Source organism: Corallococcus sp. AB038B, from assembly GCF_003668955.1.
Classification (GTDB): domain Bacteria; phylum Myxococcota; class Myxococcia; order Myxococcales; family Myxococcaceae; genus Corallococcus; species Corallococcus exiguus.
In genome coordinates this window covers 154,464-180,106 of record NZ_RAWO01000004.1, presented here as the reverse complement: position 1 = coordinate 180,106, position 25,643 = coordinate 154,464, and the positions used below count along the sequence as shown (strand labels likewise).

Sequence of the window (25,643 nt, the reverse complement as noted above, 5' to 3'; positions counted from 1 at the left end):
AGTCGCCGGTGCCGTTGCATCGCGGAATCGTGGATGCGGAGGAAATCGCGCACGCAAACGCCCCGCACAAGGATCCCGGCAACCGCTGCTCAGCCATGACCGCAGGGGCTGCAGGCCACTTCGATGACTTCAGTGACAAGCCGGCTCGCACCGCTGCGCCGAGCCTCCCCCTGATTGCGTCAGGGCGAGACTCGGAGGGCCTGACTCAGCTCTCGACGGAAGCGGAGCCTTCCTGCTCCGGATGCTCCTCACTGCAGACCTGGCCGGATGCCTCGTCCCGCGGGTCCTCGTCGCGGATGGCTACCGAAGGCGTGGGTTCGGCTTGGAGGCAGTTGCCGATGCAATCTCCTCCCCACCGACCACACGTGATCCACCCGCCCAGATCATGGGTACAGGGCGTGCCGCAGGCAGTCGCGCAGGTACATGCGGTCTCACACGACTCCGCACGAACCGAGGCGATTGGGGCGAGTGTAAGGACGACGGAGGTGGCCAGCAGGACCCGCAAAAGCTTGCGCATCTGATTCCTCCCATCGGGGTGAGGCATTCACTTTGCGCCGCTGGCCACCTGAAATGCAAGTCATTGCCGGCGAGGATCCGGGACGCCTACTGCCGGTCGCTGATGCGCTGCTGCAACAGCCAGTCGTAGAGGGACAGGTCGGCGTAGGCCGTGTCCCAGGTCGCCCCGTTGTGGCCACCGTTGGGATAGACGGTGACGGGCCGCATCGCGCTCGCGCCCGCGCCGCACTTCGTGTCCAGCCAGACCTTGAGGTTGGTGGAGCGCCCGGGCGTGTCCAGGGCGCCGTGGAAGGCCCAGATGGGCAGCGGCTTCAGCACGCAGACATTCGGGTCGTTCGTCGGAGTGGAGGTCAGCGCGATGGGGACGATCGCCGCCAGGCGGTCCGTCTGCGTCATGCCCAGCTCGATGCTGGTGTTGGCTCCGCCGCTCAGGCCCGTGAAGTAGACGCGGTCCGCGTCCACCCGGTAGTTCTTCTTCGCGTCCTCCAGCAGGGCCATCAACGTGTTGGCGTTGAACCAGCCGTTGCCACTGTTGGTGACCGGCATGCGCTGATTGGGCGAGATGACAATGGCCTGCATCGCCGCGCGGAAGCTGGCCGAGTTGAACTGCTTCGCCAGACCCTCGGGGTTGCTCAGCACCGCCGTGTGTTCGAGGTTGAGCGTCGAGCCACCAATGCCGTGGAGCGCGATGATGAGCGGCCATTGCGTGGTGCGGTCGTCGTTGTAGTGCTCGGGGAGGAACACCGCCGCGTCATAGCGAGGGCCTCGCGCCACGGTCTGCTGGCCCGCGGCGCAGGTGGTGGGCCCCGTGGGCAGGACCGCGCCCGGCGTCCCCATCAACTTGAACTCCCGCAGCCGGCAGTACGGCGCGTCCTTGCACACCAGCCGGACCTTCGTGGTGATGACCGGGCTGGTGAAGGTCAGCGACTTCACCGTGCCGTTCAGCGGATTGCCCTCCACCACGGTGCCGGGGATGGTCCTCCAGCAGCCGCCGTCCCAGGACTGGAGCTCGAAGGCGGTCATCGCGGCCGACGCGGTCGCGGTGGTGGACAGGTGCAGCTCCGCGCTCAGCACTTCGTGCGGCCCCTGGAGGTCCACGTCGAAGGAGTTGTGCGTGAGGAAGCTGTAGGAGGACTCCCAACGGGTGGTGAGCGAGCCGTCCACCGCGAACGCCGGCACGTAGGTCGTGCTGCTGCTGCCCGCGGAGACGGGCTTGTTGAGCGCGATGTTGGACACCGCGACCGGAGCCGTCACCGTCACGCTCACGTCGTCGGAAGCGGTGGCCCCGTCGTCGTCGGTGGCGGTGAGCCGGAAGGTGGAGACTCCGGCGAAGAGGCCACTCACGCTCAAGGTCGCCGTGCTCGCGCCGCTCAGCGTCGCGGTGGGCCCCGCCACCTGCGTCCAGGCCAGCGAGGCGATGGTCCCATCCGAATCGGTCGCGCTCCCGCTCAGCGTCAGGCTGTTCGCGGGCAGCGTGAGCGACGCGTCCGGCCCCGCGTTGGCCACCGGAGGAAGGTTCGCGGTGCCGGTGTGGGGCGTGCCGAACACCCACAGCTCCTTCACCCGGCAGTTGTCCGCGAGCGGATCCAGACAGGTGAGCCGCACCTTCTTCGCCATCACCGTCTGCGTGAAGGTGGTGGCCACCGCGACGCTCGTGTTGGCGCTCTGACTGGCGCCCGGAATGAGCTTCCAGCCCGTCCCGTCGTCATACGCGAGCTCGTAGTTCTGGATGGGCTTGGTGTCCCTAAAGCCGGTGTAGAGCTCCATCCGGACCAGGTCGAACGTGCCCTGGAGATCGATGTCGAGCTGCCGCGTCGGGATGTAGATGCCCGGACACCAGCGCGAGTCATCGCCGGTGATGTTCCCGTCCACCGCGTACTCCGGAAGGAACAGGCCCTGGGTGGAGCTGGCCGTGGCCGGCTTGTTGAGGGTGACGTTGATCAACGCCGTCTCAACGCCCGCTCGCTGTCCGGTGAGTTCAACGCCTTCGGGTGCGCCACATCCCACGAGCGCGACCGTCACCAGTGCGCCCAATCGAGCCTGAAGCCTTCGCATGGAGCCTCCTTGCAAGAGATGAAGGCGCAATCATGCATTGCTCGATTTACTATTTAAACTAGCTTACGCGATGATTTCGGCAGCGGGCGCGTCACCCAGGCGCTCCACCACGCCAGGTGCCAGGGCGCGTATAGGGTGAAGAGGGACGGGCCGCTCCTGGCACAAGCGAAGCCGGCGAGCCCCGACCAGGCCAGCGCTTGCGCCAGGATGAGCAGCCAGCCGGTGTTCTGAAGCCATCTGCGCTTCAGGGCATGGCCGGCCAGCGACACGAGGCCCGGCAGCAAGCCGGTCAGCGTCATCAACGCCCACGGCACCACCCTTGCTCGCGTGAGCTGCTCGGGCGGCAGATGGATGGAGTGCTGGTTGTGCACCACGCCATCGTGCAGCAGCACCACGTAGAAGAGTCCCGTCTGGTAGAGCATGGAGGCCAGCGTGACGGCGACCCCGAACCCTCCAATCCGCGTCCGGCGGCGCGCTTCCCGCTCCAGCAGTTCCGGCGGCAACGCCAGCGCGTAGGGATGGCCCAGATCCAACAGGGCGTCCTTCGCCGCCTGCCGCACCGTCACCCCTTCGCGGCCCGCGCGGTCGCCCACCGGGTGGTCTGGCGCCAGCAACTCCAGCAGCAGATCCGCCCGTGCCCGGGGCGTCTCCTCTTCCGTGGGGCCATGGCCCAGCGCCGCGATGAGCCGGTCGGCGTCCTCCCAGGTCGCGTCCTGTGAGCGCGCCGCGTCCACCAGCGCATTCAGCGCGGATGCCGCTGCCGCGGGGACGACGACGTCCGTCTCCGCTTCGATGGAGGGATTCGCCTGACGTGGCTGTGACCGTGACATGGGGTGCGCTTCCTCCACTCGCTGACTCCAGTGCCGCGCGGCCCCCAGGATAGGTGACTGCCGCCAGGCACCCCACCCCGGTTGACATGCCGCCCCTCCAACCCCTTCAATGCAGATATTGATTATCATTTTCAATATTGAAATCCAAAAGAGGCAGGCATGAAGACCACCACCGTGAATCTCACCGGCGTCCCGGAGACGATGCTCTGGACACTCCACAACCGCGCCTCGGAGGCCCGGCGGCCGGACGGCTTCCTGCGCGATCCGGACTGCGTCCGCGTGGCAGACGCCATCGACTACGACTACGTGCGCAGCTTCGGAAAGGCAAACGCCTCGCACTCCTTGCGCTCGCGCGTCTTCGACGATGCCGTGCGGCCCTGGATGGCGGCCCACCCCGGGGGCGCGGTGGTGGAGTTGGCGGCGGGGCTGGAGACGCAGTTCCACCGCGTCGACGATGGACGGGTGCGTTGGTACTGCGTGGACCTCCCGGAGTCCCTGGAGGTTCGCGAGCGCCTCCTGCCTGCGTCGGAGCGGTGCCGCTTCATCGCTCGCAGCGCGCTGGACCTGACCTGGATGGACGAGGTGGATGTCTCCCATGGCGTGTTCATCACCGCCCAGGGGCTGCTCATGTACTTCCCCGAAATCGAGGTGCGGCGCCTGCTCACGGCGGTGATCGAACGCTTCCCCGGCGTCGAGCTGATGTTCGACACCATTCCCGAGTGGTTCTCCCGGGCGACGCTGAAGGGCATGAACGTGACGCCGCACTATCAGACGCCGCCCATGCCCTGGGGCGTGAGCCGGGCCGGATTGGAGCCCCTGCTGCGCAGCTGGAGCTCTCGCGTGACGCGCGTGGAGTTCGCCCCCTACCGCTACCCCCGGGGCGCCTGGCTGCGCTTCCTGCGTTTGGGCTCGAACGTGCCCGGGCTGCGAAACGTCCTGCCCATGATGGCCCACGTCTCGACCGCTCCGGGGAGCTGAGCCAACCCGCGGTGCGCGCGGTATCCTCGTGGGATGCCTGATCTCTACGCGGTCCGTGTCCTCGGTGTGTCCCGGCAGGCCGTCCGCCTGTCAGTGGCGCGCGTGCACCCTGACGCCGGGAAGCCCGCGCCTCACGCCGTGTTCGCATTGATGTTGATCTACGACCCCATCGAGAAGTCGGAGGACGCCGAGTTCAGCAACTACCGGCACCTGAAGGACGCGGCGCTCGTGCGGGAGGTGGGGGGGCGCAAGGTCTTCACCGCCGAGTGGATGAACGCGAATGCGCAGGCCTTCGTGTCGAAGGTGACGCGGTCCGGCCCCTTCCTGGACATCCAGCTGACGCACCCGGCGTGGGGGGAGCACCTGCGCAAGCGCATGGCCTGGCAGACGACCGCCCACGACGTCGGCCCGGGCCTGCCCGCCGAACCTCGGGTGCCCGCGATGGAGCAGGCGACCGTCCCGCGCTCACCGGGTGAACGGACTCCGAAGAACGTGGGCGCAGGAGCGAAGAAGGCAGCGACGGCGAAAAGCCCGGCGAAGAAGGCCGCGAAGGTGAAGAAGACCGCCGTGAAGAAGACCGTGGCGAAGAAGGCCACGAAGGTGAAGAGCGCGGCGAAGAAGACCGCGAGGGCGAAGCAAAGCGGCTGAGGGCCCCGGGCAAAAGCACCTTCGGTAGGAGCAGCCGGGCATCGCGGCGCGCACGGGCCGGTGACATTCAGTCCCGTGCTTGCTTCAGGCTGCGGAACCCGGGCCCTCATCCCGTATGCTCCGCGCCCCATGTCCCCGTCCCTGAACGCCCGAAGCGCGCTCGCCGCGGCCTCGCTCCTGCTGACGCCCCCGGCGCTGGCACAGGCACCGCAGGCCGGCGCGCCGCCCGCGGAAGCGGCCCCGCCCGCGCAGGCCCAGCCCGTCATCACCAAGCCTCCGGAGCTGCTGCAGCAGGTGGAGGCCACCTACCCTCCCGAAGCGCTCGCGGAAGGCGTCACCGCCTCCGTGCGCCTCATCATCACCATCGCCGCGGATGGCGCCGTGTCGGAGGTGTTGCCCACGGAGCCCGCGGGCCATGGCTTCGACGAGGCGGCCATCGCGGCGGTGCGCCAGTTCCGCTTCTCGCCCGCGGAGGTGGACGGTGTGCCCGCGCCGGTGCAGGTGGAATACATCTACCACTTCACCCTCAACGCCCCTCCGGAGGAGACCCCCGGACCCGACCAGGCCCAGGTGGCGCGGAAGGCAACGCTCAAGGGCCAGCTGATTTCGCGCGGCAGCCGCTCGCGCGTGGCCGGCGCCACGGTGCGCTGCGGTGACGACCCGGAGGCACCCGAGGCCCTCTCCGACGCGGACGGCCGCTTCAGCCTCGATGTGCCCCCTGGCGAGTGCGCGGTGCGCGTGGTGGCGTCCGGCTACCAGCTCTACCAGACGAAGGAGCTGCTCCAGGAGGACGAGACGACGGAGGTGAACTTCTTCCTCGCGCCCACCGGCGGCGCGCTGGAGACCGTCGTGCGCTCCGACCGGCCGAAGAAGGAGGTCGTGCGCCGGACCATCACGCGCCAGGAGGCGCAGCGGACGCCGGGCACCTTCGGCGACCCCATCCGCGTCATCCAGACCCTGCCGGGCGTGGCGCGTGCGCCCTTCATCTCCGGCCAGCTGCTGGTGCGCGGCTCCAACCCCGGTCAGACGGCGACGATGATGGACGGGGTCGGCATCCCCCTCCTCTTCCACCTGCTCGGCGGGCCCTCGGTGGTGAACGCGGAGTTCATCGACCAGCTCGACTTCTTCCCGGGCGGCTACGGCAGCCAGTACGGCCGCGCGGTGGGCGGCATCGTGGAGGTCGGCACGCGCAAGGGCGCCGCCGACACGTTCCATGGCTCGGTGAAGGTGGACCTGCTGGACGCGGGCTTCTTCCTGGAAGCCCCCGTGACGGACGGCATCAGCGTGGCCGCCGCCGCGCGCCGTTCGTACATCGACACCATCCTCCCCGCCGTCCTCCCCAAGAGCGAGGGCAGCACCCTGTCCGTGGTCCCCAAATACTGGGACTACCAGCTGCGCGTGGACTTCGGCGCGAAGCGGGATGCTCGTTCGGAGGAGGAGGCCCAGGCCCTGGCGGGCAGCGCGCGCAGCACCGGCTACGTCATGGCCTTCGGCAGTGACGACCAGCTCCGCCTGGTGACTGGAGGTCCGGAGACGGAGCGCGACCTGACGGTCGACACGCACACCCTCTTCCACCGCATCAAGGGTGACTGGACGTACCGCAAGGGCGCGCTCACGTCCGTCTTCACGCCGTACGTGGGCTACGACGGCACCAGCTTCAAGTTCGGCGCCGCGAAGCAGGACGGCGTGGGCTACACGGTGGGCGCGCGCGAGGTGCTGGGCCTGGAGCTGTCCTCCAGCCTCACCGTGCGCACCGGCCTGGACCTCGTCTACGAGCACCAGTCCTTCGACGTGGAGTTCCCCGCCCCGGAGAACTTCGAGTACGTGGCCTTCCCCGGCGCCGAGTCCGTGGGCGAGCTGCTGGTGGAGAAGATTGGCCTGGGCTCCTTCGACGGCGCGCTCTTCGTGGAGGCGGACTTGAAGGTGGGCAAGTTCACCTTCACCCCCGGCGTGCGCGGCAACTTCCAGCGCGCGGGCGCCGCCAGGAACGTGGCGTTGGATCCCCGGCTGTGGGTCAGCTTCGCGGCCACCGAGCGCACCCAGCTCAAGGGCTCGCTCGGCCTCTACAGCCAGCCGGCGGAGACGTTCCGCTTCATCTCCCTGCCGTACGGCAACCCGGACCTGGCCTACCAGCGCGCGTTCCAGAGCAGCCTGGGCGTGGATCACCGGCTGACCGACGTGATCAACGTGGACGTCACGGGCTTCTTCAACCGCCGCTTCGACAACATCGCGGCGCCCGGCGACATCCTCTCGCTCCCGGGTGGAGGCGTGGTCCAGCTGCCGTACTCCAACCAGGGCATCGGCCGCGCCCTGGGCCTGGAGGTGATGGTGAAGAAGCAGCGCGCGTCCGCGACGGACAAGTGGTCCGGATGGCTGTCGTACACCTTCAGCCAGTCACTCGACGGGCGCACGGGCCGCGCCCCCGAAGGGAATGGTGGAGACTTCGGCGGGGGCTTTGGTGGCAGCGGCGACGAGACGTATGGCCTCAGCCCCTTCGACCAGACACACATCCTCACGCTGGTGAGCACCTACGTGCTGGGCAACGGCTGGGAGCTGGGCGGTCGCTTCCGCTACACCACCGGCCGCCCGACGACGCCGCTCAACCACACGTTCGACCAGTACCAGGTGGACAGAAACCGCTTCAACGGCACGTACGGCCCCTACGCCTCGGCGCGCACGTCCGGGTTCCACCAGCTCGACATGCGGCTGGACAAGAGCTGGCAGTTCCAGAGCTGGACCCTGGGGGTCTACCTGGACGTGCAGAACCTCTACAACGCGGAGAACGTCGAGTTCACCTTCAACGACTACCGGCAGCGCCGGGAGTACGAGGTGCCCGGCATCCCCATCCTCCCCGTGGTGGGCGTGAAAGGAAGCTTCTGACATGAAAGCCTTGCTCAACACCGGAAGCCTGCTGCTGCTGGCGCTGACGGCCCTCGCGTGCGTCGAACCCGAGGACAAGCCGTCGAGCGTGCACGACCTTCGCGTGCTCGGCGTATCCACGGAACGGCCCGAGCTGATCGCCTCCACCTGCGAACAGACGCCGGAGGCCTTCGACGAGTTGGCGGAAGAGGTGACGTACCGCGCGCTGGTGGTGGACCCCGCAGGCGCGGGACGCACCATCCAGTACCAGCTGTGGGCCTGCGCGGATCAGGACGACCGCACGTGCGCGACGGAGGCGGACCGCGCCCTGCTCGCGGAGGGAACCACGACCGCGGGCGAGCTGACGCTCCCCATCCGTCCCGGCGCGGCCCGCGTCTCTCAGGACAAGCTCCTCCTGGAGCGCGTGCTGGCGGAGGACGTCTACCAGGGGCTGGGAGGCATCCGCATGCCGCTCGTCCTGAGGGTGTCAGCGGGCGACGAGGAGATCTACGCGCAGAAGCTGATGGTCTTCTGGTGCCCGGTGGTGGAGGGCATGAAGGCCAACGAGCAGCCCGTGCTTCCGGGCCTGCGGGTGGACGACGGGGTCTGGCCGGAAGGTGAGCCCCTGGAGCTGAGCGGCCCCGGGCCCTTCGTGATGACGTCCGAGGACGTGTCGGACCGCGAGGAGAACTACATCGTCCCGGGCCTGCGCCTGCAGGCCGTGAACCTCAAGGAGGCGTGGGAGATCGCCTGGTACACCACGCTGGGAGAGTTCAACCTGTCGGAGACGGGCGGCGCGGACTTCGGTGGCCAGCAGGGACGCCACCGCGTGGAGTGGGAGCCGGCGGAGGGCGCGGCGGCCCAGGAGGTGACGTTCTGGGCCGTGGTGCGGGACGGCCGCGGCGGCAGCTCATGGGTGGTGCGCCGGGCTCGCTGGACGCCCTGAGCACCGTTCGGTGACGTAGTCCTCGAGCGCCGTCCTGCCGTGCAGCGTGCTGCCCGGCTCCGGGAAGGTGCCGTCGACGGTGGCCTCCGTCATGCGCGCGTAGGACTCCGCGGCCTCGGGCGAAAACCCCAGGCCGCGGAAGGTCTCCACCCACCGCGCACGGGGCACGGACTCCACCTGGACCGGCCGGCCCAGCGCCTGGGCGCAGGCCGTGGCCACATCAGCCGGTGAATAGCGCCGCGGCCCCTCCACCTGGAAGAGGCCCGGGCGGGCCTCCGACACGGTCAACAAGGCCGCGGCGACCACCGCCAGGTCGCGGGGAGCCACCATGGGGAGGCGGAAGTCGGGCGGGAAGAACGTCTGCACCACGCCCTGCCCCGCCGCGGACTGGAGCGCCATGTCCCAGTTGGTGAAGTAGTAGGCGCCGCGGACGATGCTCACCGGCACCTCCTGGCGCGCCAGGGCCTGCTCCATTTCATGAAGCACGCCCAGGTCCCCGATGTGCTCGCCCGCCTGGGCTCCGAACGTGGAGGCCGCGACGATGCGCTCCAGTTCCACGCCTTCGAGCGCCTCGAGGATGGCCCTCAAGCTGGCCCGCTCCTCGCGGTCCGTATCGGACGTGGGCGGCGCGGGCGGGTTGAGCAGGAAGAGGCGCTGGCCCCTCCGGAACACGGCCCGCAGCGCCTTGACGTCCTTCACGTCCACCGGCGCGACCTCCGCCCCCATCATCCTGAGCGGCTGGAGCTTGTCCTCGCTCCGGGCCACGACCGTGACGGATTCCCCCCGTGCCAGGAGGAGCCGGGACAGTTCGGATCCGATGTGGCCGGTGGCGCCAAGGATGACGTGCATGGAGTTCCCCATGCACGGAGGGTGTGGCCGACGGCGGCCTTCATCCACCTGGACCGGCGTGCCTGCATGGCCCCCCGCCAGTCATCCGTCCGCCGCGCTCAGCGCGGCGCCGCGCTGGCGATGAGGTCGTTGATCATCTGCGGCATCTCCGTCGCCGCGCCGACGTCGAACCTGTCGATGCTCATGAAGAACCCGACCCCGCGAACGGGTGAGAACGCCAGGTAGTTGAACACGCCGCTCGTGGCCCCGGCCTTCTGGAGGATGAACGGCCGGTCGCCCCTGGGCATCATCACGACCCAGCCCAGCCCCATCGCATCCATGTGGCCGGACTCGTCGAGGCCGAGGACGGGGTGCAGCCCGTCACGCTGCACATAGGTGGCGTGATTCAACAATCGCGTCTCCGCGTCGGTTCCACCGGCTTCCAGGTGCCATTGGAGCCACCGGAGCAGGTCCCCGGGGGTCGAGTACAAGCCGCTGGCGCCCCGAGGCGTGGAGTCGTGGGTCGGCTGGCCGTTGCCGTTCGCCATGGGCCACGGCTTGCCGTCAGGCTGGTAGCCGCCAAACAGGTTCTGGGTGCGGTCGTCGGTGCACCCGACCTTCCAGGGCGGCGCGTTGTACGAGGTGTGTCCGAGCTGGAGCGGGGCCAGCACCTCCTGGTTCAACAGCTCGTAGAAGGACGCGGCCCCGGACGGGTTGCACTGTTCGACCATCGCCCGGGACAGGGCGTTGAAGCCCACGTTCGAATAAAGCGCCCCCGTTCCCGGCGGGAACAGGACGGACGGCAGCAGCTCCGGCTCCGGCGCTTCCAGCCCGATGTTCGGTGAGACCTCACGGGGCAGGCCGCTCGTGTGCGTGACGAGGTCGATGAGACGGATGGCCGGATTCTGGGAGACCTGCGTCGTGAAGCGGGCCTGCCCCTTCACGACCATCCTGGCGAGCAGGTGTCCCGTGAAGGCCTTGGTGATGGAGCCGAGCGGCACGAGCGTCCGTGCATCCGGCTCCAGGCAATCCCTACCGCCCCAGCCGAGGACCGAGCTCGCGAAGGATCCATCAGGGCCTCGGACGATGGCGCCCATCACCAGCTTGGGGAGCTGGTACTTGAGCTGAAAGACATCGCCCGCGAACGCCGCGCCCTCCACGAGCGACTGGAGCCGGGCATGGGCCGCCGGGAATGGCGGCATCTTGCTCAACTGGTATTGCCAGATGTCTTCATGCAGCCCGTCGGTGAACGGCTTGGCGTAACCGTACGGGTCATCCAGAGGCGCGGGGGCGGCGCCATCTCCCTGGTAGAGCCCGAAGAGGAGCTGGGGACTCTTGCCATCCGTGCGCATGAAACAGGTGAAGTCCCGGCTCGCGCGCGTCAGCCCCAGATAGACCCCGATCTGCCGCGGCTCCGCCTGGGTCAGCTCCAGCCGTGCGACATCCGCGTAGGTCTTCTCGCCGGGGAGGATCCGGGTCCCCGCCGGGATGAGGCACTCGCCCGGGGCGAACCCCTCGTAGCCAGTCACGAAGAGGGTCTGATTCGCGAGGGTCAGGACACGGATGATGGGATTGGCCAAGGGGGTCTCCTCTTTCACTGGGAGAGTACACGAGCCCTCGGGGCAGGCGTTGCCAGTGAAGCAACATCCACGCGGGCTTCGTAGCCTCCCCGGCTACGGGAGATGTGGAGGCCGGGGCGTGATTCCGCGCGGTTGAACGCGGCCATTTCCTTGCAGCGCTTCCGGGCACTCCCACGGAGGTCCACGCATGAGACGCAACGGACTCATTGCTTCGTTCCGCCTTCCCCATCTCCGCCCCGCACTGGGCACACTGGTTCTCGCGGCGTCACTGTGCACGGCGACCGCCGAAGCCGCGGCCCTCCGGGTCATGCCCCTGGGGCTTGGCTCCGGCACCGTCACGGGCACGGGCATCAACTGCACCAACATCGTCGGCAGCGACTGCGATGAAACCTATAGCGCCAGCGCGTCCGTGACCCTCACCGCCACGCCGTCCGCGGGGTCCTCCTTCCAGGGCTGGAACGTCGACCTGGACGCGGACCTGTTGTCCACGCCGGACTGCACGGGGACGACACCCACCTGCACCCTGTCCATGGGCGTGGCGCGTTCCGTGAAGCCTGTCTTCCGGCTCGCGGCGGGCACCGTCAATCCCATCCCCGTCGTCAACACGAGCGCCATCACGCCCGAGGAGATCGAGGCGTATCTCAACAATCCCGCCAACGCGGCCACGAACACCGTGGCCCGCTTCATCAGCGCGCTGCCGGCTGAGTACAGGGCCAGCCCCATCCTGATGGCGCGTTCAGAGAGCCTCCAGACGGGCACCGCGGAGCACCCGCGCCTGCTGCTCTCCAGCCAGACCGCCCGGTCCGTCTTCTCCATCGGGCCCGCGCCGCATGCGTCCTATCCAGGCTCGCATCCGGACGTCATCGAGTACATGCAGTGGGACGAGGCGACGAAGAACTTCCGCTTCCACGAGATCATCCTCACGACCATCCCCCAGATGGGCTCCATCCCTCCGCGCTCGCGCCACATCGAGAAGGATGATGGGAAGTGCGCGGCCTGCCATTCGACGCGGAACGTGCTGAACCTCACGGGCATCCCCGGCACGACGGGCTTCCCGGTGGGCGTCATCAAGACGAAGAACAAGCCCAACTGGGACCCCTACGACAGCTGGGGCGGGATGCTCCCCTTCAACCGGGATCGCCTCTACCAGGGCTCCGTGGACACCGCCGCGTTCCGCAAGCTCTTCAACCCCTGGACGTGGCGAACGCAGCCCGAGGTCCGCCGGCTCATCGAACAGCTCCGGCTGCAACCGCCCGGACGGCTTTCGGCGGGGAGCCCCCACCTCATCACTCGCTTCCGGGGCGGCCCCAACGACGGGACGCCGCGCTTCAGCTTCGACCTGACGCCCCCGGTGACGACGGAGCCCGTTCCGTCGGGGACCGCCACCATCGCGACGGCGTATGCCTTCAACGCGCTGCCCGGCTCGGGCGCGCTCACGTCCGTTACCCGGGGCGGACAGTCCGTCACGCTGTTCCATGACTCGCTCATCTCCGGGGACGAGGGGCGCGGCGTCCAGCTGTTCGACCTGCTGGGCGGCTTCGATGGCAGCCTCAACCAGCGGCGCATCGCGGACGAGCTCGCCAGCCACCGCTGGGCGACCGGCAGCGTGTACGTCGACCCGCGCCCGGTGGCCCTGGCCATCACCAAGGGCTGCCTCACCATCAACAGCTCGCTGAACACGGTGCAGAGCAGCCCCTCGGGTCTGGCGGTGAACCTGCCCTTCTTCACGTCGCGCAACGGCATGGGCATCAACGCCCTGCGCGACGACACCCTGGCGCGCACGCAGAGCATCCCGCGCCGCAAGGCAGACATCGAGAAGCTCAACCTGAGCCGCGCGGGCGACCCATATCTGATGACCGGGACGACGGTGAACGGCATCATTCCGCAGTACGGCGCGGCGACCAGCGCGTCGACGGACGTGTCGCTGGCCCGGCTGCGGCAGGAGGTGTTCCGCCGGCCCATCGACAACCCGGTCGCGGACTCGACGGTCATGGGCGGCATCCTCGTGGACCGGGAGAAGTACTCCCCCAACACGAACCTGGTGGCCCTGTACCGGTACTTCCTGGAGCCGCTCGGCGTGTCGGTGGACAAGTGGTCCCTGGGCGTGCGCGGACGCTCGCGCGCCTATGGCTTCGCCGACGTGTTCGGCACGTACACCGGCGCGCTCCAGACGGAGCTGGAGGCCAACCTGACGGCGGACCCCATCCCCGGCCTGGCGACGCCCTTCTCCTGCGCCAGCCTGATTCCGGTGGTGAACACGACGCTGGCCTCGCTGCCGCCCGTGGGCGACTACCCGACGTACACGGACGTGCAGCGCATCTTCAACAAGGCCTGCATCGAGTGCCATGGCGGCCTGGACTACCCGCCGTACAAGAACTTCGGCACCTACCTGAACCTGGCCGAGGACCAGAGCGCCCCCGGCGTGAATCCGCTCACGGCGTCGTATGACATTGCCGCGCCCATGGCCACCAGCCAGACGGGGCCGTTGTTCGACCGCATCACCCGCACGTCCGAGGACTGCCCGAACGGGATGATGCCGTGTGGCGGACCGCCGCTGAGCCAGACGGACGTCGAGACCCTCCGGCGGTGGATCATCGGCGGCAATCCCTCCCTCTGGGGCGACCCGCACCTGACGACGATGGACGGCGTGCGCTACGACTTCCAGGGCGCCGGTGAGTACGTGCTCCTGCGCGACCCGGGGCTGGAGCTCCAGGCGCGCCACACGCCCGTGCAGACCGAGCAGCCCGTGGGGCCGGATCCGCACACCGGCCTGACGGCCTGCGCGAGCATCACGACGGCGGTGGCGGTGCGCGTCGGCCCGCATCGCGTCAGCTACCAGATGAACGCGGAGAAGCCGGAGCTGCTGGTGCTGCGCGTCGACGGCAAGCCGGTGTCTCTGGACAAGGAGCTGCTGCTCCCCGCCGGAGGACGCATCACGTCCACGGGGACGACCGGCGGCATCCGGATTGAATCCGCGGGCGGCACGCGCATCACCGTCACCACGGATTGGTGGGCGCACTACGGCCTCTGGTACATGAACATCGACGTGCGGCAGGCGCGCGCCAGGGAGGGCCTGCTGGGCCCCATCGCTCCGGGCAACTGGCTGCCCGTGCTGCCGGACGGCTCGCAGCTGGGGGCGCGTCCCTCGGACCTGGGGGACCGCTACGTCGGCCTGTACGAGAAGTTCGGCGAGTCCTGGCGGGTGACGAAGGACACGTCCCTCTTCGACTACGCCTACGGCTACTCCCCCGAGTCGTACACGCTGCGCGAATGGCCCGGGTACAAGCCGGACAGCTGCCGCATCGAGAAGGCGCCGCCCGGCATCCCGGTGGTGGAGCCGCTGAAGGCCATTCCGCTGGAGGAGGCGGAGGCGCTGTGCAAGGGCGTCTCGAAGGAGCGTCTGCGCGACTGCGCGCAGGACGTGGCCGCGACCGGCGATCCGGTCTTCGCCAAGACGTTCGTCACGACGGAGAAGCTGGGCCGCAACCTCGCGCCCGAGACGCTGGAGCTGGTGACGCCGAAGGAGAACGCCATCACCTCGTCGAGCGTGACCTTCGAGTGGAAGGACGCGTACGACAAGGACGGGGACGCCGTCGTCTACCGGCACTGCGTCTGGAGCGTGAACACCCGCTTCACCTACGCGGCCTGCACGAAGGGCGTTCCCGAGCAGTCCAGGACGGTGAAGCTGGAGGGCGGCAGGGACTACTTCTGGAAGGTCCTCGCCGAGGACGGCCGGGGTGGCACCACGGAGAGCCGCACCTGGCGCGTGACGGTGAAGTAGCCACACGTCGCGGCTGAAGAACGAAGGCCCCGGATTGCTTGCGAGCATCCGGGGCCTTGTCGTGTGACGCCGCTGTTTGCCCGGGCAACACAAGGCGCCTCCTGGCAAGGTCCCTTGCCATGCCCAAGAAGCCCAACACCGCCGCGCTGATGAAGAAGGCGGACGCGTTGCTGGATGAGATGCCGCCCCAGTTGGACCAGGCCATCCTGCTCCTGCGCGAAATCGTGGAGGCGGATCCGGAGCACCTGCTGGCGCTGCACTCGCTCAACTGGGCCCTGGACCCGACGCGGCGCTTGGAACCCCACCGCTGGGAGCGCGAGGTGAAAGCCGAGCACTGGCGCGTTCGCGACCGCGTCCTTGAATTGACCCGAGGGACGAAGCCCGGAGGAAAGCTGTCGACCGGGCAGAAGGCGCGCGCGCTGGCGCTGAGCCAGTGGGCCGACGACCTGTTGCGGCGCAAGCCGACGGACGCGCAGATGCAGCAGGCGGAGGCCGCGCTGGTGGAGGCCGAAGGCCTGCGTGACCTCACGGACCACGCCCGCGCTCGGCGGGGGCTGGAAGCGTGGCACGCGCTGCGGCGGGGCCCTCCGGAGCCGGGCTACCGGAAGCTGCTCGCCCTGGTGGAGGCGGCTCCCGTCCCGCGCGCCCACGACGACGAGGGCAACGAGGATCCGTTCGCCTTCCAGGGCCTGGAAGGTGCCTTCTCCGACGAGGGCTTCCACGCATGGCTCCGGAAGCAGAAGCCCGCGGCGCGTCCCCCAGCCAAGAAGGCCAAGGCCCTGGACAACGGACTCCTGCAGGCGGCGGGGCTCGACGCGGCCCCCTTCTTCGGCCCTGGCTTCGAAGGAGAATGGCGCACGGGCCGGGTGCTGGCCCTGATTGCACTGGGGGCTGACCTGGAGGCCCGGGACAAGGCCCAGGGCGGCGTTCTCCACCTGGCCGCTCGGGTGGAGGACGCATCGCTGGTGAAGGAGCTCCTGCGGCTGGGGGCTCCCGCCGACACGACCGATTCAGCGAAGGCCACGCCCCTCCACGCGGCGGCGGAACACGGCTGCACGACCTGCATCACCCTGCTGGCGAAGGGCGGCGTTCCCGTGGACGCGCTCGACAACTCGGGACGCACGGCGCTCTTCAACGCGCGGCGGGCAGACGTGGCGCAAGCGCTCATCGCCGCGGGCGCCAACCCCAACGCGGGCAAGGGCTGGACGCCGCTGCACCAGCACGCGCGCGTCAAGGAGCGGGGGCCCGTCATCGAGGTCCTGCTCCAGGCCGGGGCGGATGTGAATGGCAAGAACTCGGCGGGACAAACACCCGTGAAGGAGGCGCTGGAGCACGGCAACGCGCACCTCGCCCAGCTCATGGGTGCCAGGGCGCCCTCGGGGAAGAAGGGGGCGCTGGACGTGCAGCCGATGCTGGACGCGCTGGCCCGCGAGCGGAAGGCGTTGCTCAAGGCCTGGTACTACGAGGACAAGGACGTGGACTCCGTCGAGCAGGTGCTGAATCGGCTCGCGCTGGAAGGCGCCACGTCGTGGGACGCGCTCGCGGCGGCGGTGCAAGGCATGCCTCCCTGGACGGCCATGGCCCTGGTGGTGCTCGCCCGGGAAGCGCTCCCGGCCGAAGCGAAGGCGCCTTCCCCCTCCAAGCTCCCACGCTTCGTTCGCGGAGACCTGGTGGTGAAGGGGGACGTGCATGTGGACGGTCCCTTGCTGGTGACAGGGAACCTCACGGTGGGGGGCGTGCTGAGCAACGCAGGGCCTGAAGGCCTGCTCGTGGTGGGCGGCTCGCTGCGCGCCAGCGGCGTGACCACGGATGGGGAGTTGGTCGTGGGCCAGGACCTGGAGGCGCAGGTCGTCTGGGGGCACGGCAACGACGCGACGCTCCGGGTCGGCGGCGTGCTGAAGGCCGAGGCGGTCATCGCGGATGACCACGACGTGCAGGCCAAGGTGAAGGCACCGCATCACTTCGCCGCGGGGGACTTCGACGCCACGGACGCATCACTCAAAAAGCTCTTCGTGCCAAAGGCTTTCGACCGGGCGCGACTGGACCGCGAAAGGCTCTTCAGCGTCCTGAGCAAGGGGGGAAGTGCTTTGCGGAGCCCGGACTGACAGGTGAGCCCGCGGACCAACATCCCGCATTCGGGCTGTTCCGCGGGTCAGTACTCCCGCCCACCACCGGGGCCCACCTTGGGCCCGTTCGGAAAAACCATTCAAGGGGGCGGTGGATGAAACAGATGAAAGCGGCGCTGTTGTTCCTGTCGCTGGGCGCGGGAATGGGCTGCACCAGCACCTACGACCCGTACTACTACGACGACGCCTACTACGATCCGTACTACGGGGCGTATGACGCGGCCTGGTCCTATGCATGGGTCGACCCTGTCTACAGCTATTGGTACTACGCCATCGGCAAGGTGCAGGCCATGCAGGTCGACCCGGCCACCGCGGCCACCCAGCTGGCGGCGAATGCCTCCACCGCCTTCACTCCCTCCGGCTGCGCCACCGCGACCGCGACGGGCGCGACGGTGAACTACACGTTCAACAACTGCCAGGCGGCGATCTCGCTCACGCAGATCTCAGGCGACGTGGAGGTGGTGCTCGCCGACAACCAGGGGCAGCTCGCCGCCACGGCCAACTCCACCGACCTCACCATCAACGGGGAGCCGTACAACCTCTCGCTGCAGATCGCCGGCTCCCCGCCGCAAGGCGACCAGCGCAAGGTGACCGTCACCTCCAACAGCTTCTCGCCGAATCGCTTCGATTCGCGAACGTCCACGAGCACGGTCACCTGGGTGGCGGGCAGCGGGTGCATCACCGTGGACAGCACGTCGCAGGCCACGAAGGGCGGCCTCAGCTCCACGGCGACCGTGTCCGGGTACCAGCGCTGCGACCACCAGTGCCCCACCGCGGGGATGGTGCAGGTGGAGACGAGCGAAGGGACGTTCACCGCGACGTTCGACGGCTCCAACACCGTCAAGGTCGTCGCGCCGAACGATGACGTCAAGACGTACAACCTGGACTGTTGAGCACGGGGCGGGGCAGCTGGCCCGCGCATTGCTGAAGGGCAGACCCGAGGGCTCCAATGACGGCGCTCCGGGTCCACGCCCTTCCCGGAGCCGTTGCACCGTGGCCATTCCGACACGGTGCGCGGCTGTGGCGCCACACGCCACCATGTCCCGACCGCACTCCCCCTTCGCCTCCATCCCGAGCCGTCACGGTCTGCTGCCAGCGATCCTGTGCAGCATCCTCGCGGTGGACCTGCTGGCCCTGCGGCTCGACTGGAGCGAGCGCGCCAGCTTCGCCTTCCTGTCGTGGAACCTGTTCCTGGCCTGGGCGCCGTACACCCTGGCCCTCATCGCACGGGGGCTGATGGTGCGAGGCCTGGGCCGTCCGTGGCTCCTGGCCCCGCTGGCGCTCGGCTGGCTCGCGCTGTTTCCGAACGCGCCCTACCTCGTCACCGACTTCATCCACCTGCGTCAGCGGCCCGTGGTTCCGCTCTGGTTCGACGCCGCGCTCCTGGCCCTGTTCGCCGCCACCGGGTGGCTGCTGGGCCTGCTGTCCCTGGACATCTGGAAGCGGTGGCTGGAAGAGCGCTGGGGCCGCACGACGGCATGGGCCTTCGTCGCCTTCACCTCCGGCCTGTGTGGCTATGGCATCTACCTGGGCCGCGTGGAGCGCTGGAACAGCTGGGACGTGCTCTCGGAGCCGGACCGCCTCTTGCGCGCCATGGCCTCACACGTGAGGGATCCCCTGGCGCATCCCGCCCTGCCCTCGCTCACCCTCCTCTTCGCCCTGCTCCTGCCGCTGTCCTACGCCGGCTATGAGGCGCTCGTCGCCCGACTGTGCCGCCAGCGCGATACACTTCCCGGCGCCGGAGTGAGGTGGACATGGCGCCGCCAGGCCCGTCGGGAGGATGCACCGTGACAGTCGAGAGCGACCTCAACGAAGCGCTACGCGCCTCCCGGGTGGAGCTGGATTCGGAGGCGGGCCTCGAGGAGCTGATGGAGCTCGTGGAGCGGGTGGCCGAGGCCAAGGTGATTCGCACGGAGGAGGCCCTGCAATTCCTCACGTTGGATCAGCCGGGGCCGGAGGTGATCCACAGCGGCACCGTGGGTGAGCGCGGGCTGGCGGCCTGGGAGGCACCGCGACGGGATGCGCGGGGCCTCACGTTCTACGCCAACCTGAGGCGGCCAGACGGTGCGGACTTCGTGCGCATGCAGGTGGAGCTGTCCACGCGGTCGTTCTCCATCGAGGTGATCGACGGAGGATGGTTCGAGATCGCCGCGTATCTGGGTTGAGGGGGCCGCCGGCTCAGCGCTTCATCAGCATGGGCAGCCACGCGAGGAAGAGCTTCGTCATGAACCTGACCGACAGGAAGCTCGCATGGTTCGGAACATCGTTGGGGAGCTCCACGCCCGCGGGCTTGTACCGGGTGCAGGTGCGCAGCTCCAACGGGGGCACCTCGCCGGTGAACCGATTCCGGTAGACCGAGAACCAGTGCGGCCCCGGGCCCATGTCCATGAACATCCCCGAGTTGCAGCACGTCGCGACGAGCCGCTTCGTCGCTGAAGCGTCCTTGAGCTTGAAGCCCGACAGGAGCGACTCCCCTCGGGAGACGCGGAGTCTATCCTTCCGGTAGAGGAGGAAGTCCGTGCCGCCCAAGGGACCGCGAGGCGACGGCGCGTTCGGAAGGGCCTCGATGCGGCGTCCCCCCTCCTGGCAGTCGTCGCAGTAGCACTCGACGTGGATGATGGGCGGCCCCCGCCCCTCGAGCTCCACCTGTCCACAGGCACAGGTGGCGATCCGGATGACGTGATTCTTCTCGGGCATCCGCCTCCTCTATGCCGGCGGCGGCGCAATCACGAGCGCTTTCGCCGGGCTACCGGAACCACCCGAGCCCGGCCACCGCGTCACCATCGTGCTCGTAGTACTCGACGACGACGGAGTGCTCACCGGCGCGCATCCAGCGCGCCTGCACGTAGTTGGTGGAAGATTGGTCCTTCCAGCCATTGATGATGCGGCTGCCATCCACGAAGACCCGGATGCCGTCATCCGCCTGGGCCATGAAGAAGTACAGGCCCGTCGCGAAGTAGAACCGCCCCGTCCAGCGCACGGAGAAGTCATCCGGGCCCACGCCCTCCACGGGGCTGCCCGCCCACCAGTAGTTCGAGAGCGGTGCCCCCTCGCAGCGCACAATCCCCGGGACGCCCGCCAGCTCCCGGTTGGCGAAGTACTCCGCCCGGTACTGCCCGGCCGGGCACTCCGCGGGAGCGAAGGGTTCGAAGAAGGCCGTGACGCCCACGTCCTCCGTGCCCACCAGGAGGGTGTGCTCCGCGGCCCCGCCGTTGGACCAGCTGACGAAGCCTTGGTTGCCCTGGGGTGACGGTGCGAAGAGCGCGTGCGAGGAGCCCGCGACCACGGAGCGCACCAGCGGTGACGGGCTGGCCTTCCCGTCGAACACCACCTCCAGCCCGGGAGGCGACGTCTCCAGCGTCACCTGCACCTTCAGGGGCAACAGCGTCACCATCCGGCTGCCCGTCAGCCCCGCGGAGTCCGTCGCGGTCAGCGTCAGTTGGAAGCGCACGTCGTCGCCATGGTCCGGGATGGTGAAGCTCCCGTCAGGCCCCTGGCCTTCTTCATAGGGATGGGAATGGCACGCGCCCGGCGTGCAGTGCACCAGCGTGAGGGTCCACGCCATCCGGTCACCCGGGATGGCACCGTCCTCCGCGTCACTCGCCGAGCCCGCGAACGTCACCACGTCCCCCACCTTGAAGCGGAACGTCTCCGACGGCGCGTGGATGGACACCACCGGCGCCAGGTTCCCCACGGAGATGCGCACGGAGGCCGTGTGGCTGCCGCCGTGTCCGTCGCTGACGGTCAGCCGGGCCACGTGGAGGCCGACCACCTCGTACAGGTGCTCCGGGTTCGCCACGCCCGACACGGAGTTGCCGTCACCGAAATCCCACACGTATTGGAGCGTGTCGCCGTCCATGTCGCGGGAGCCGGCGCTGGAGAAGTACACCCGCAGGGGTGGCCCGCCCTCGCGCGGCGTCGCCGAGGCCACCGCGACTGGCGGCGTGTTGTTGGCCGGGTAGCGGATGCGGCGCAGCTCCCCCGCGAGGATGTCCACGAAGTGAAGCTGGGAGCCCGGCCCGCTGCTCAGGTCGACGACGCCGCCCGCCTCGGTGGCGAAGGGCGCCACGCTGTCCGGCACCAGCTGATCATTGGCATCCACCCGCAGCATCCGGATCCATTGCTGGGTGTAATCCGCGAAGAAGTAGGCGCCCCGCCACTGCGCCGGGAACGCAGGGTCCTGGATGAAGGCGCCGCCCGTGGACGTCTGGCCCTCGGCATGCGTCCAGGAATACAGCGGCGGCCGCACCGCGCCCGGCCCCTTGGCATACAGCGCCTGGCACACGGGCTTGGGCTCATAGCCGCGCTGGCGCCCCGGGCCCTCGTAGCAGGGCCAGCCGAAGTTCGCGCCTGGCGTCGCGACGTTGATCTCCTCGTGGTCGCCCCAGCCGACGTCGCCCACGTAGGGCGTGGCGGTGCCCGGCCGCAGGTTGAAGCGGTAGGGATTGCGCAGCCCCAGCGCCCACACCTTCGAGCGGTTGTCCTGACCATTCCCACTCCAGAACGGATTCGACGGCACACCCGCACCGGTGCGCGAGACGCGCAGGACCTTGCCCGCCAGCGAGTCCGGGTCCTGCGCCCGCAGCGCGTCGTCATCCACCGCGTCAAAGCGAGCCCCGTCCCCCAGCGACACGAAGAGGGTGCCATCCGGCGCGAACCGGACGTTGCCCACGGAGTGCGACGCGCTGTCCGAGGGGATGCAGTCCGAGCCAGGAGGAAGGTCCTTGCAGGAGCCGGCCACCGCGGTGCCCAGCAGCACCGACTCGCTGTCAGGCGAGGCCGAGTCCCCTACCGCCGTGTACCGCGCCAGGCGCCCCGTCTTGGGCCCGTCGTCGTCCGTGGCGTCGTCGTCGTAGGTGTAGAGCAGGTAGACGTAGCCGTTCTGCGCGAAGGCGGGGTCCACCGCGAGCCCCAGCAGGCCCCGGTCATGGTGGTTGTTCACCCGCGCGCTGACGTCGAGGAAGGGCGTGGCCACCAGGGCGCCGTCCTTGACCAGCCGGACCACCCCCGCCTTCTCCGCGACGAGGATGCGCCCATCCGGCAGGTGCGCGAACGTCGTGGGGTAGTGCAGGCCTCCCACCACGAGCTCGGACGAGAAGCCTCCCGGCAGCGCCCGCGCGGCGGGCCCTGGAGCCCTGGCCCCCGCCAGCAACACCCAGCCCAGCCCGAGACAAAGACAGACGGCGAATGGATCCGGCCAGCGGCGCGGCAAGGACATGGGCCCCCTCCAACGGGTGCGAAAAGAGTGGGCGCAAGCTGGTGCCTCCACTCCTTCCAGCCACCCGTCCCGGGGCCATGGACCGCTGTCACCTTACGCGCGCCACCCCAGCGAAGAGGGCCGAGCGCTCGCGGCCCCCCACGTCAGCGACGAGAGGTGCGTCCCCAGCGGAGCGTCAGTCCGGCGTAACCGGTCGGCTGACGGCGGCCGTCCCTTACGTCGAACGGAAGCTCGATGCCGCCCTCCGCCCGCAGTTCGAGCGAAGGATTCAGCCGGTACGCCACGCCCAGCGAACCGCCCGGCGCGACCATCAGGTGCGAGCCGCCGAGCCTGCCCTGGAAGACGGTGAGCGGGCCCGCGAAGGCCCCCATCAGTGAAGCGCCCCCGGTCAGGGTCCACCTGGCATTGAGCCGATAGTCGACCAGCGTCTGGCCTCCCAGCCGGAAGTTGACGGGCTCCGTGCCGTTGTTGGTGATGGGCACGTACCAGACACCCGCGCTCGGGGCGACCGACACGGTCCAGGGTGAGCGCTCCATGAGCCGATGCCGGGTCCCGAGCTCCAGGCCCAGCAAGGAGAGGCGTCCGCCCCAATCCCAGTTCTCGCCAGCGCCCTTGCGGAACGTGAGCTCGGGGTTGGGCAGATACGCCCGCTCCCGGCCACGCTCGAAGGCAATCGTGTTCACGGAGACGCCGACCTCTGTCGTCCCCACCGGCGTCGTCGCCGCGCCCAGGTTCCGCGCGCCGCTCAGACAGCCGGGAGCGCAGAGGAGCAGCGCCCCCATCCACAGGGCCCGCATGAAAGGCCTCGGCGTCATTGCGGCCATGCGAAGCGCACCCAGACCGGTTGGTGGTCGCTCCCGGAGGGACGCTTGTCCACGCCGCGCGCCACCGGAGTGAGCCCCCGGGCGAAGACGGAGTCGAGCGGCAGTCCGCCGATGACGGAGTCCACGGTGTCCCCCACCCCTTCGGAGGCCCACTGGAAGCCCCACTGCGAGAACAGCTTCACGGTCTGCGTCAGGCTCCCCGGGTCGGAGGTGTTGAAGTCGCCGGCGATGACCTGCGACTGCGCCGCGCCGTCGACCGCCTGGATGACGGTCTCCGCCTGATCCAACCGCGCGCCCAGCCCGACGATGGGGGTCGCGCCGTGCACGGAGACCACCTGGAGGGGCGTCCCCCGGATGTCCACCGTCGCGGCCACCCCGATGCGGTGTTGCTGGTGATACGGGTCGTCGTGGGGAAGGTTGATCTTCTGGTCCGCGGTGATGGGCCACCGGCTCAACACCGCGTTGCCGAAGTCATCACCGTCCTTGGCCACGGAGGCGGGGTAGTACACGTAGGACATCCCCAGCTCCCGAGCGATCCGCTCCACGGCGGGAGCGTCCATCTCCTGCATCGCGATGACGTCCGCCTCCGAGAGCGGAGGGCTCGACAGGGACGCAACCGCCTCGGTGACCTGCTCGGCGAAGGCGAGGTTGTACGTCACCACGGTGACCGAGGAGGGGTCCTCCACGGCGACGGGTTGCACGGGCCGGAAGTCTCCGCTGTAGCGCGGCCCCTCCGCGTCGGAATAACCCGCCATGATGGGGCACCCGGTCAGGAAACCGAGCATCAGGAGCGCCCCCAACCAGACGGCCGGGCGTGCTTTTTCGCACCGCAAGGACTGACTCATTCCGGCAACGAACGCCGCGCAACCCCCAAGACTTCCACGGGGGTAAGGCCAATGCCTGCATGCTCGGGAGGGGACACAGTTCACCATTGGCCGGTGCGCACGCCTACCCTCCCCGCGAGCACGGCCTGGAATGCGCGCGCCAACTCTCGCGCGAGACCCGGGCCCCGTGTTCGCGCTGGTCCACAGCCTCTATCTCTTCGCCTCGCGCGGCGGACCGAAACCTTCCGCGCCCGCCGTCCTACCCGCGGTACCCACGAGGCAGCTGAATGAATCAGGAACAGTTCTCCATGCAGGGGCAGCAGATGTTCGCCGAAGCCCTCAAGGCTCGGATCGTCGACGCCGTGCACGAGCGCGTCGTGTCCGGCCTGGAGGAGCGGATCGGCTCGGAGATCCGCGAGCGCGTCGGCGACGCGATTCGCGGTGCGGTGCGTGAGCGCATGATGAACATGCCCCAGGGGGAGGGGGCCGGGATGCATTTCGACGCGGAGCAGATCGCCGAGGGCATCCACAACCGCCTCACCGACGTCATCCATGAGCGCATCGTGAGCGGCGTGCACGAGCGCGCCCGCGAGGTGCTCCGGGAGCGGCTGGGCGAGGCGCTGCGCACCGCCCTGGCCGAGAACTGGATGAGCATGCAGCAGGGGCACGGGCACTTCGACCCGCAGCGCATCGCCGAGCGCGTGCGCGTCAAGCTGGAGGACGCCCTGCGCGACCGGCTGGGCACCGTCGTGCGCGAGCGCGTTCGCGACACCATCCGCGAGCGGCTGGGCGAGGCGCTGCGCTCCGCGATGTCGGAGCGGAGGATGGGCATGGAGGGCTTCGGGATGGACCCGGAGCGCATCGCCGAGGCGCTCCGCACCCGGCTCGCCGACAACGTGTCCGAGCGCATCCACACCGTCGTGCGCGAGCGCATCCGCGAGGCGCTGAAGGAGCGGCTGACGGACATGCTGCGCTCGGCGCTGTCCGAGCGCCGGATGCAGATGGGCCAGATCGACCCGGAGCGCCTCGCGGACACCCTCCGCGACCGCGTGGCGGACACCCTCCGCGAGCGCGTGCAGAGCGGCCTGCGTGAGCGCGTGCGGGACGCGCTGCGCGAGCGGCTGGGCGACGAGCTGCGCGCCCGGGTGGGCGAGCGCGCCCAGGGCGTGATGGGCTTCCAGCCGCAGGGCGTGGGGATGATGGACCCCGAGCGCATCGCCGAGGCGCTCCGCGGGCGCCTGGTCGACGCGCTCCACGAGCGGCTGTCCAGCAACCTCCGCGAGCACCTGCAGGAGGCGCTGCGCGACCGGCTGGGTGACGCCCTCCGCGAGTCGCTGGGCGCCGTGGGCGGGATGGGTCACACGATGCGGGGCGGGTTCGGGGAGCAGCACATGGGCGGCTACCAGGCGCAGGGCCCGGGCCCGGTGGACACGGAGAGCCTCGTGTCCGCCATCCGCGAGCGCGTGGGTGAGGACCTCCGCGAGCGCATGGCGAACATGGTCCGCGACCGCGTCGCCGAGGCGGTGCGCAAGGAGCTGAAGAACGGCCCCGGCGGCAACCAGCCCCTGGCCTCCTGACGGACACCCCGCTCTGGGCTGAAGGCTCCCTCCCCTCCTCCATCGCTTCAGGA

18 protein-coding genes are annotated in these 25,643 nt (G+C 69.3%); 10 read left to right on the top strand and 8 right to left on the bottom strand.

What is annotated here, in order from left to right:
* Positions 1–603 precede the first annotated feature (603 nt).
* Both D7Y04_RS20005 and D7Y04_RS20000 read right to left on the bottom strand, forming a co-directional pair.
* Complete coding sequence (locus D7Y04_RS20005; RefSeq protein ID WP_121760357.1) at positions 604–2,571, bottom strand: discoidin domain-containing protein; 1,968 nt, start codon at positions 2,569–2,571, stop codon at positions 604–606.
* A gap of 53 nt (positions 2,572–2,624) precedes the next feature.
* Complete coding sequence (locus D7Y04_RS20000; RefSeq protein WP_120598164.1) at positions 2,625–3,401, bottom strand: hypothetical protein; 777 nt, start codon at positions 3,399–3,401, stop codon at positions 2,625–2,627.
* Positions 3,402–3,560: 159 nt separating this feature from the next.
* On the opposite strand from D7Y04_RS20000, the gene D7Y04_RS19995 reads away from it, so the two are divergent.
* The 4 genes from D7Y04_RS19995 to D7Y04_RS19980 all read left to right on the top strand — a co-directional run bounded on the left by D7Y04_RS19995 (position 3,561) and on the right by D7Y04_RS19980 (position 8,832).
* Positions 3,561–4,379 (top strand): class I SAM-dependent methyltransferase, encoded by an 819-nt coding sequence (locus D7Y04_RS19995; protein WP_121760356.1) that lies wholly within the window; start codon positions 3,561–3,563, stop codon positions 4,377–4,379.
* Positions 4,380–4,412: 33 nt separating this feature from the next.
* Positions 4,413–5,027 carry a hypothetical protein gene (locus D7Y04_RS19990; RefSeq protein WP_147477150.1) on the top strand — a complete coding sequence of 205 codons (615 nt, stop codon included), beginning with the start codon at positions 4,413–4,415 and terminating at the stop codon, positions 5,025–5,027.
* Between the two features lie 129 nt (positions 5,028–5,156).
* The gene (locus D7Y04_RS19985; protein ID WP_121760354.1) at positions 5,157–7,907 is read left to right on the top strand and encodes a TonB family protein; all 2,751 of its coding nucleotides are present in this window, start codon (positions 5,157–5,159) and stop codon (positions 7,905–7,907) included.
* A 1-nt stretch (position 7,908) separates the two neighbouring features.
* Complete coding sequence (locus tag D7Y04_RS19980) at positions 7,909–8,832, top strand: hypothetical protein (RefSeq protein ID WP_121760353.1); 924 nt, start codon at positions 7,909–7,911, stop codon at positions 8,830–8,832.
* On the opposite strand, the gene D7Y04_RS19975 is transcribed toward D7Y04_RS19980, so the two are convergent.
* Both D7Y04_RS19975 and D7Y04_RS19970 read right to left on the bottom strand, forming a co-directional pair.
* Complete coding sequence (locus D7Y04_RS19975) at positions 8,797–9,681, bottom strand: NAD(P)H-binding protein (protein WP_121760534.1); 885 nt, start codon at positions 9,679–9,681, stop codon at positions 8,797–8,799. The two genes, D7Y04_RS19980 and D7Y04_RS19975, sit on opposite strands and share 36 nt — an antisense overlap.
* A 98-nt stretch (positions 9,682–9,779) precedes the next feature.
* Positions 9,780–11,240 carry a serine hydrolase gene (locus D7Y04_RS19970; RefSeq protein WP_121760352.1) on the bottom strand — a complete coding sequence of 487 codons (1,461 nt, stop codon included), beginning with the start codon at positions 11,238–11,240 and terminating at the stop codon, positions 9,780–9,782.
* A gap of 187 nt (positions 11,241–11,427) precedes the next feature.
* On the opposite strand from D7Y04_RS19970, the gene D7Y04_RS19965 reads away from it, so the two are divergent.
* The 5 genes from D7Y04_RS19965 (at position 11,428) to D7Y04_RS19945 (ending at position 19,312) form a co-directional block, all read left to right on the top strand.
* Entirely contained in the window at positions 11,428–15,021 is a 3,594-nt protein-coding gene (locus D7Y04_RS19965; RefSeq protein WP_147477149.1) for a VWD domain-containing protein, read from the top strand.
* Between the two features lie 119 nt (positions 15,022–15,140).
* A complete protein-coding gene (locus D7Y04_RS19960; protein ID WP_121760350.1) occupies positions 15,141–17,126 on the top strand; it encodes an ankyrin repeat domain-containing protein in 1,986 nt (661 codons plus the stop codon).
* A 116-nt stretch (positions 17,127–17,242) separates the two neighbouring features.
* Positions 17,243–18,040, top strand: coding sequence for a hypothetical protein (locus D7Y04_RS19955; RefSeq protein ID WP_147454627.1), 798 nt, complete (start codon positions 17,243–17,245; stop codon positions 18,038–18,040).
* Between the two features lie 145 nt (positions 18,041–18,185).
* A complete protein-coding gene (locus D7Y04_RS19950; protein ID WP_233601511.1) occupies positions 18,186–18,938 on the top strand; it encodes a DUF1361 domain-containing protein in 753 nt (250 codons plus the stop codon).
* On the top strand, positions 18,935–19,312 hold the full coding sequence (locus tag D7Y04_RS19945) for a hypothetical protein (protein WP_233601510.1): 378 nt from the start codon (positions 18,935–18,937) through the stop codon (positions 19,310–19,312). The genes D7Y04_RS19950 and D7Y04_RS19945 overlap by 4 nt, the downstream gene beginning before the upstream one ends.
* 13 nt (positions 19,313–19,325) lie before the next feature.
* Here the strand turns inward: D7Y04_RS19945 and D7Y04_RS19940 are convergent, their stop codons facing one another.
* The 4 genes from D7Y04_RS19940 to D7Y04_RS19925 all read right to left on the bottom strand — a co-directional run bounded on the left by D7Y04_RS19940 (position 19,326) and on the right by D7Y04_RS19925 (position 23,974).
* The gene (locus D7Y04_RS19940) at positions 19,326–19,844 is read right to left on the bottom strand and encodes a GFA family protein (protein ID WP_121760348.1); all 519 of its coding nucleotides are present in this window, start codon (positions 19,842–19,844) and stop codon (positions 19,326–19,328) included.
* Positions 19,845–19,893: 49 nt separating this feature from the next.
* Positions 19,894–22,365 carry a PQQ-dependent sugar dehydrogenase gene (locus D7Y04_RS19935; RefSeq protein WP_121760347.1) on the bottom strand — a complete coding sequence of 824 codons (2,472 nt, stop codon included), beginning with the start codon at positions 22,363–22,365 and terminating at the stop codon, positions 19,894–19,896.
* A gap of 143 nt (positions 22,366–22,508) precedes the next feature.
* Positions 22,509–23,162, bottom strand: coding sequence for a hypothetical protein (locus tag D7Y04_RS19930; protein ID WP_233601509.1), 654 nt, complete (start codon positions 23,160–23,162; stop codon positions 22,509–22,511).
* A gap of 14 nt (positions 23,163–23,176) precedes the next feature.
* Positions 23,177–23,974 (bottom strand): endonuclease/exonuclease/phosphatase family protein, encoded by a 798-nt coding sequence (locus D7Y04_RS19925; protein ID WP_233601508.1) that lies wholly within the window; start codon positions 23,972–23,974, stop codon positions 23,177–23,179.
* Between the two features lie 326 nt (positions 23,975–24,300).
* Between D7Y04_RS19925 and D7Y04_RS19920 the strand changes: the two genes are divergently transcribed.
* Positions 24,301–25,590, top strand: coding sequence for a hypothetical protein (locus D7Y04_RS19920; RefSeq protein ID WP_120596918.1), 1,290 nt, complete (start codon positions 24,301–24,303; stop codon positions 25,588–25,590).
* Positions 25,591–25,643 lie beyond the last annotated feature (53 nt).

Bases quoted from the DNA above. Each gene is read 5' to 3' on its own strand.
- D7Y04_RS20005 (WP_121760357.1), bottom strand. From the start codon at position 2,571: ATGCGAAGGCTTCAGGCTCGATTGGGCGCACTGGTGACGGTCGCGCTC.
- D7Y04_RS20000 (WP_120598164.1), bottom strand. From the start codon at position 3,401: ATGTCACGGTCACAGCCACGTCAGGCGAATCCCTCCATCGAAGCGGAG.
- D7Y04_RS19995 (WP_121760356.1), top strand. From the start codon at position 3,561: ATGAAGACCACCACCGTGAATCTCACCGGCGTCCCGGAGACGATGCTC.
- D7Y04_RS19990 (WP_147477150.1), top strand. From the start codon at position 4,413: ATGCCTGATCTCTACGCGGTCCGTGTCCTCGGTGTGTCCCGGCAGGCC.
- D7Y04_RS19985 (WP_121760354.1), top strand. From the start codon at position 5,157: ATGTCCCCGTCCCTGAACGCCCGAAGCGCGCTCGCCGCGGCCTCGCTC.
- D7Y04_RS19980 (WP_121760353.1), top strand. From the start codon at position 7,909: ATGAAAGCCTTGCTCAACACCGGAAGCCTGCTGCTGCTGGCGCTGACG.
- D7Y04_RS19975 (WP_121760534.1), bottom strand. From the start codon at position 9,681: ATGCACGTCATCCTTGGCGCCACCGGCCACATCGGATCCGAACTGTCC.
- D7Y04_RS19965 (WP_147477149.1), top strand. From the start codon at position 11,428: ATGAGACGCAACGGACTCATTGCTTCGTTCCGCCTTCCCCATCTCCGC.
- D7Y04_RS19960 (WP_121760350.1), top strand. From the start codon at position 15,141: ATGCCCAAGAAGCCCAACACCGCCGCGCTGATGAAGAAGGCGGACGCG.
- D7Y04_RS19955 (WP_147454627.1), top strand. From the start codon at position 17,243: ATGAAACAGATGAAAGCGGCGCTGTTGTTCCTGTCGCTGGGCGCGGGA.
- D7Y04_RS19950 (WP_233601511.1), top strand. From the start codon at position 18,186: ATGTCCCGACCGCACTCCCCCTTCGCCTCCATCCCGAGCCGTCACGGT.
- D7Y04_RS19940 (WP_121760348.1), bottom strand. From the start codon at position 19,844: ATGCCCGAGAAGAATCACGTCATCCGGATCGCCACCTGTGCCTGTGGA.
- D7Y04_RS19935 (WP_121760347.1), bottom strand. From the start codon at position 22,365: ATGTCCTTGCCGCGCCGCTGGCCGGATCCATTCGCCGTCTGTCTTTGT.
- D7Y04_RS19930 (WP_233601509.1), bottom strand. From the start codon at position 23,162: ATGCGGGCCCTGTGGATGGGGGCGCTGCTCCTCTGCGCTCCCGGCTGT.
- D7Y04_RS19925 (WP_233601508.1), bottom strand. From the start codon at position 23,974: ATGCTCGGTTTCCTGACCGGGTGCCCCATCATGGCGGGTTATTCCGAC.
- D7Y04_RS19920 (WP_120596918.1), top strand. From the start codon at position 24,301: ATGAATCAGGAACAGTTCTCCATGCAGGGGCAGCAGATGTTCGCCGAA.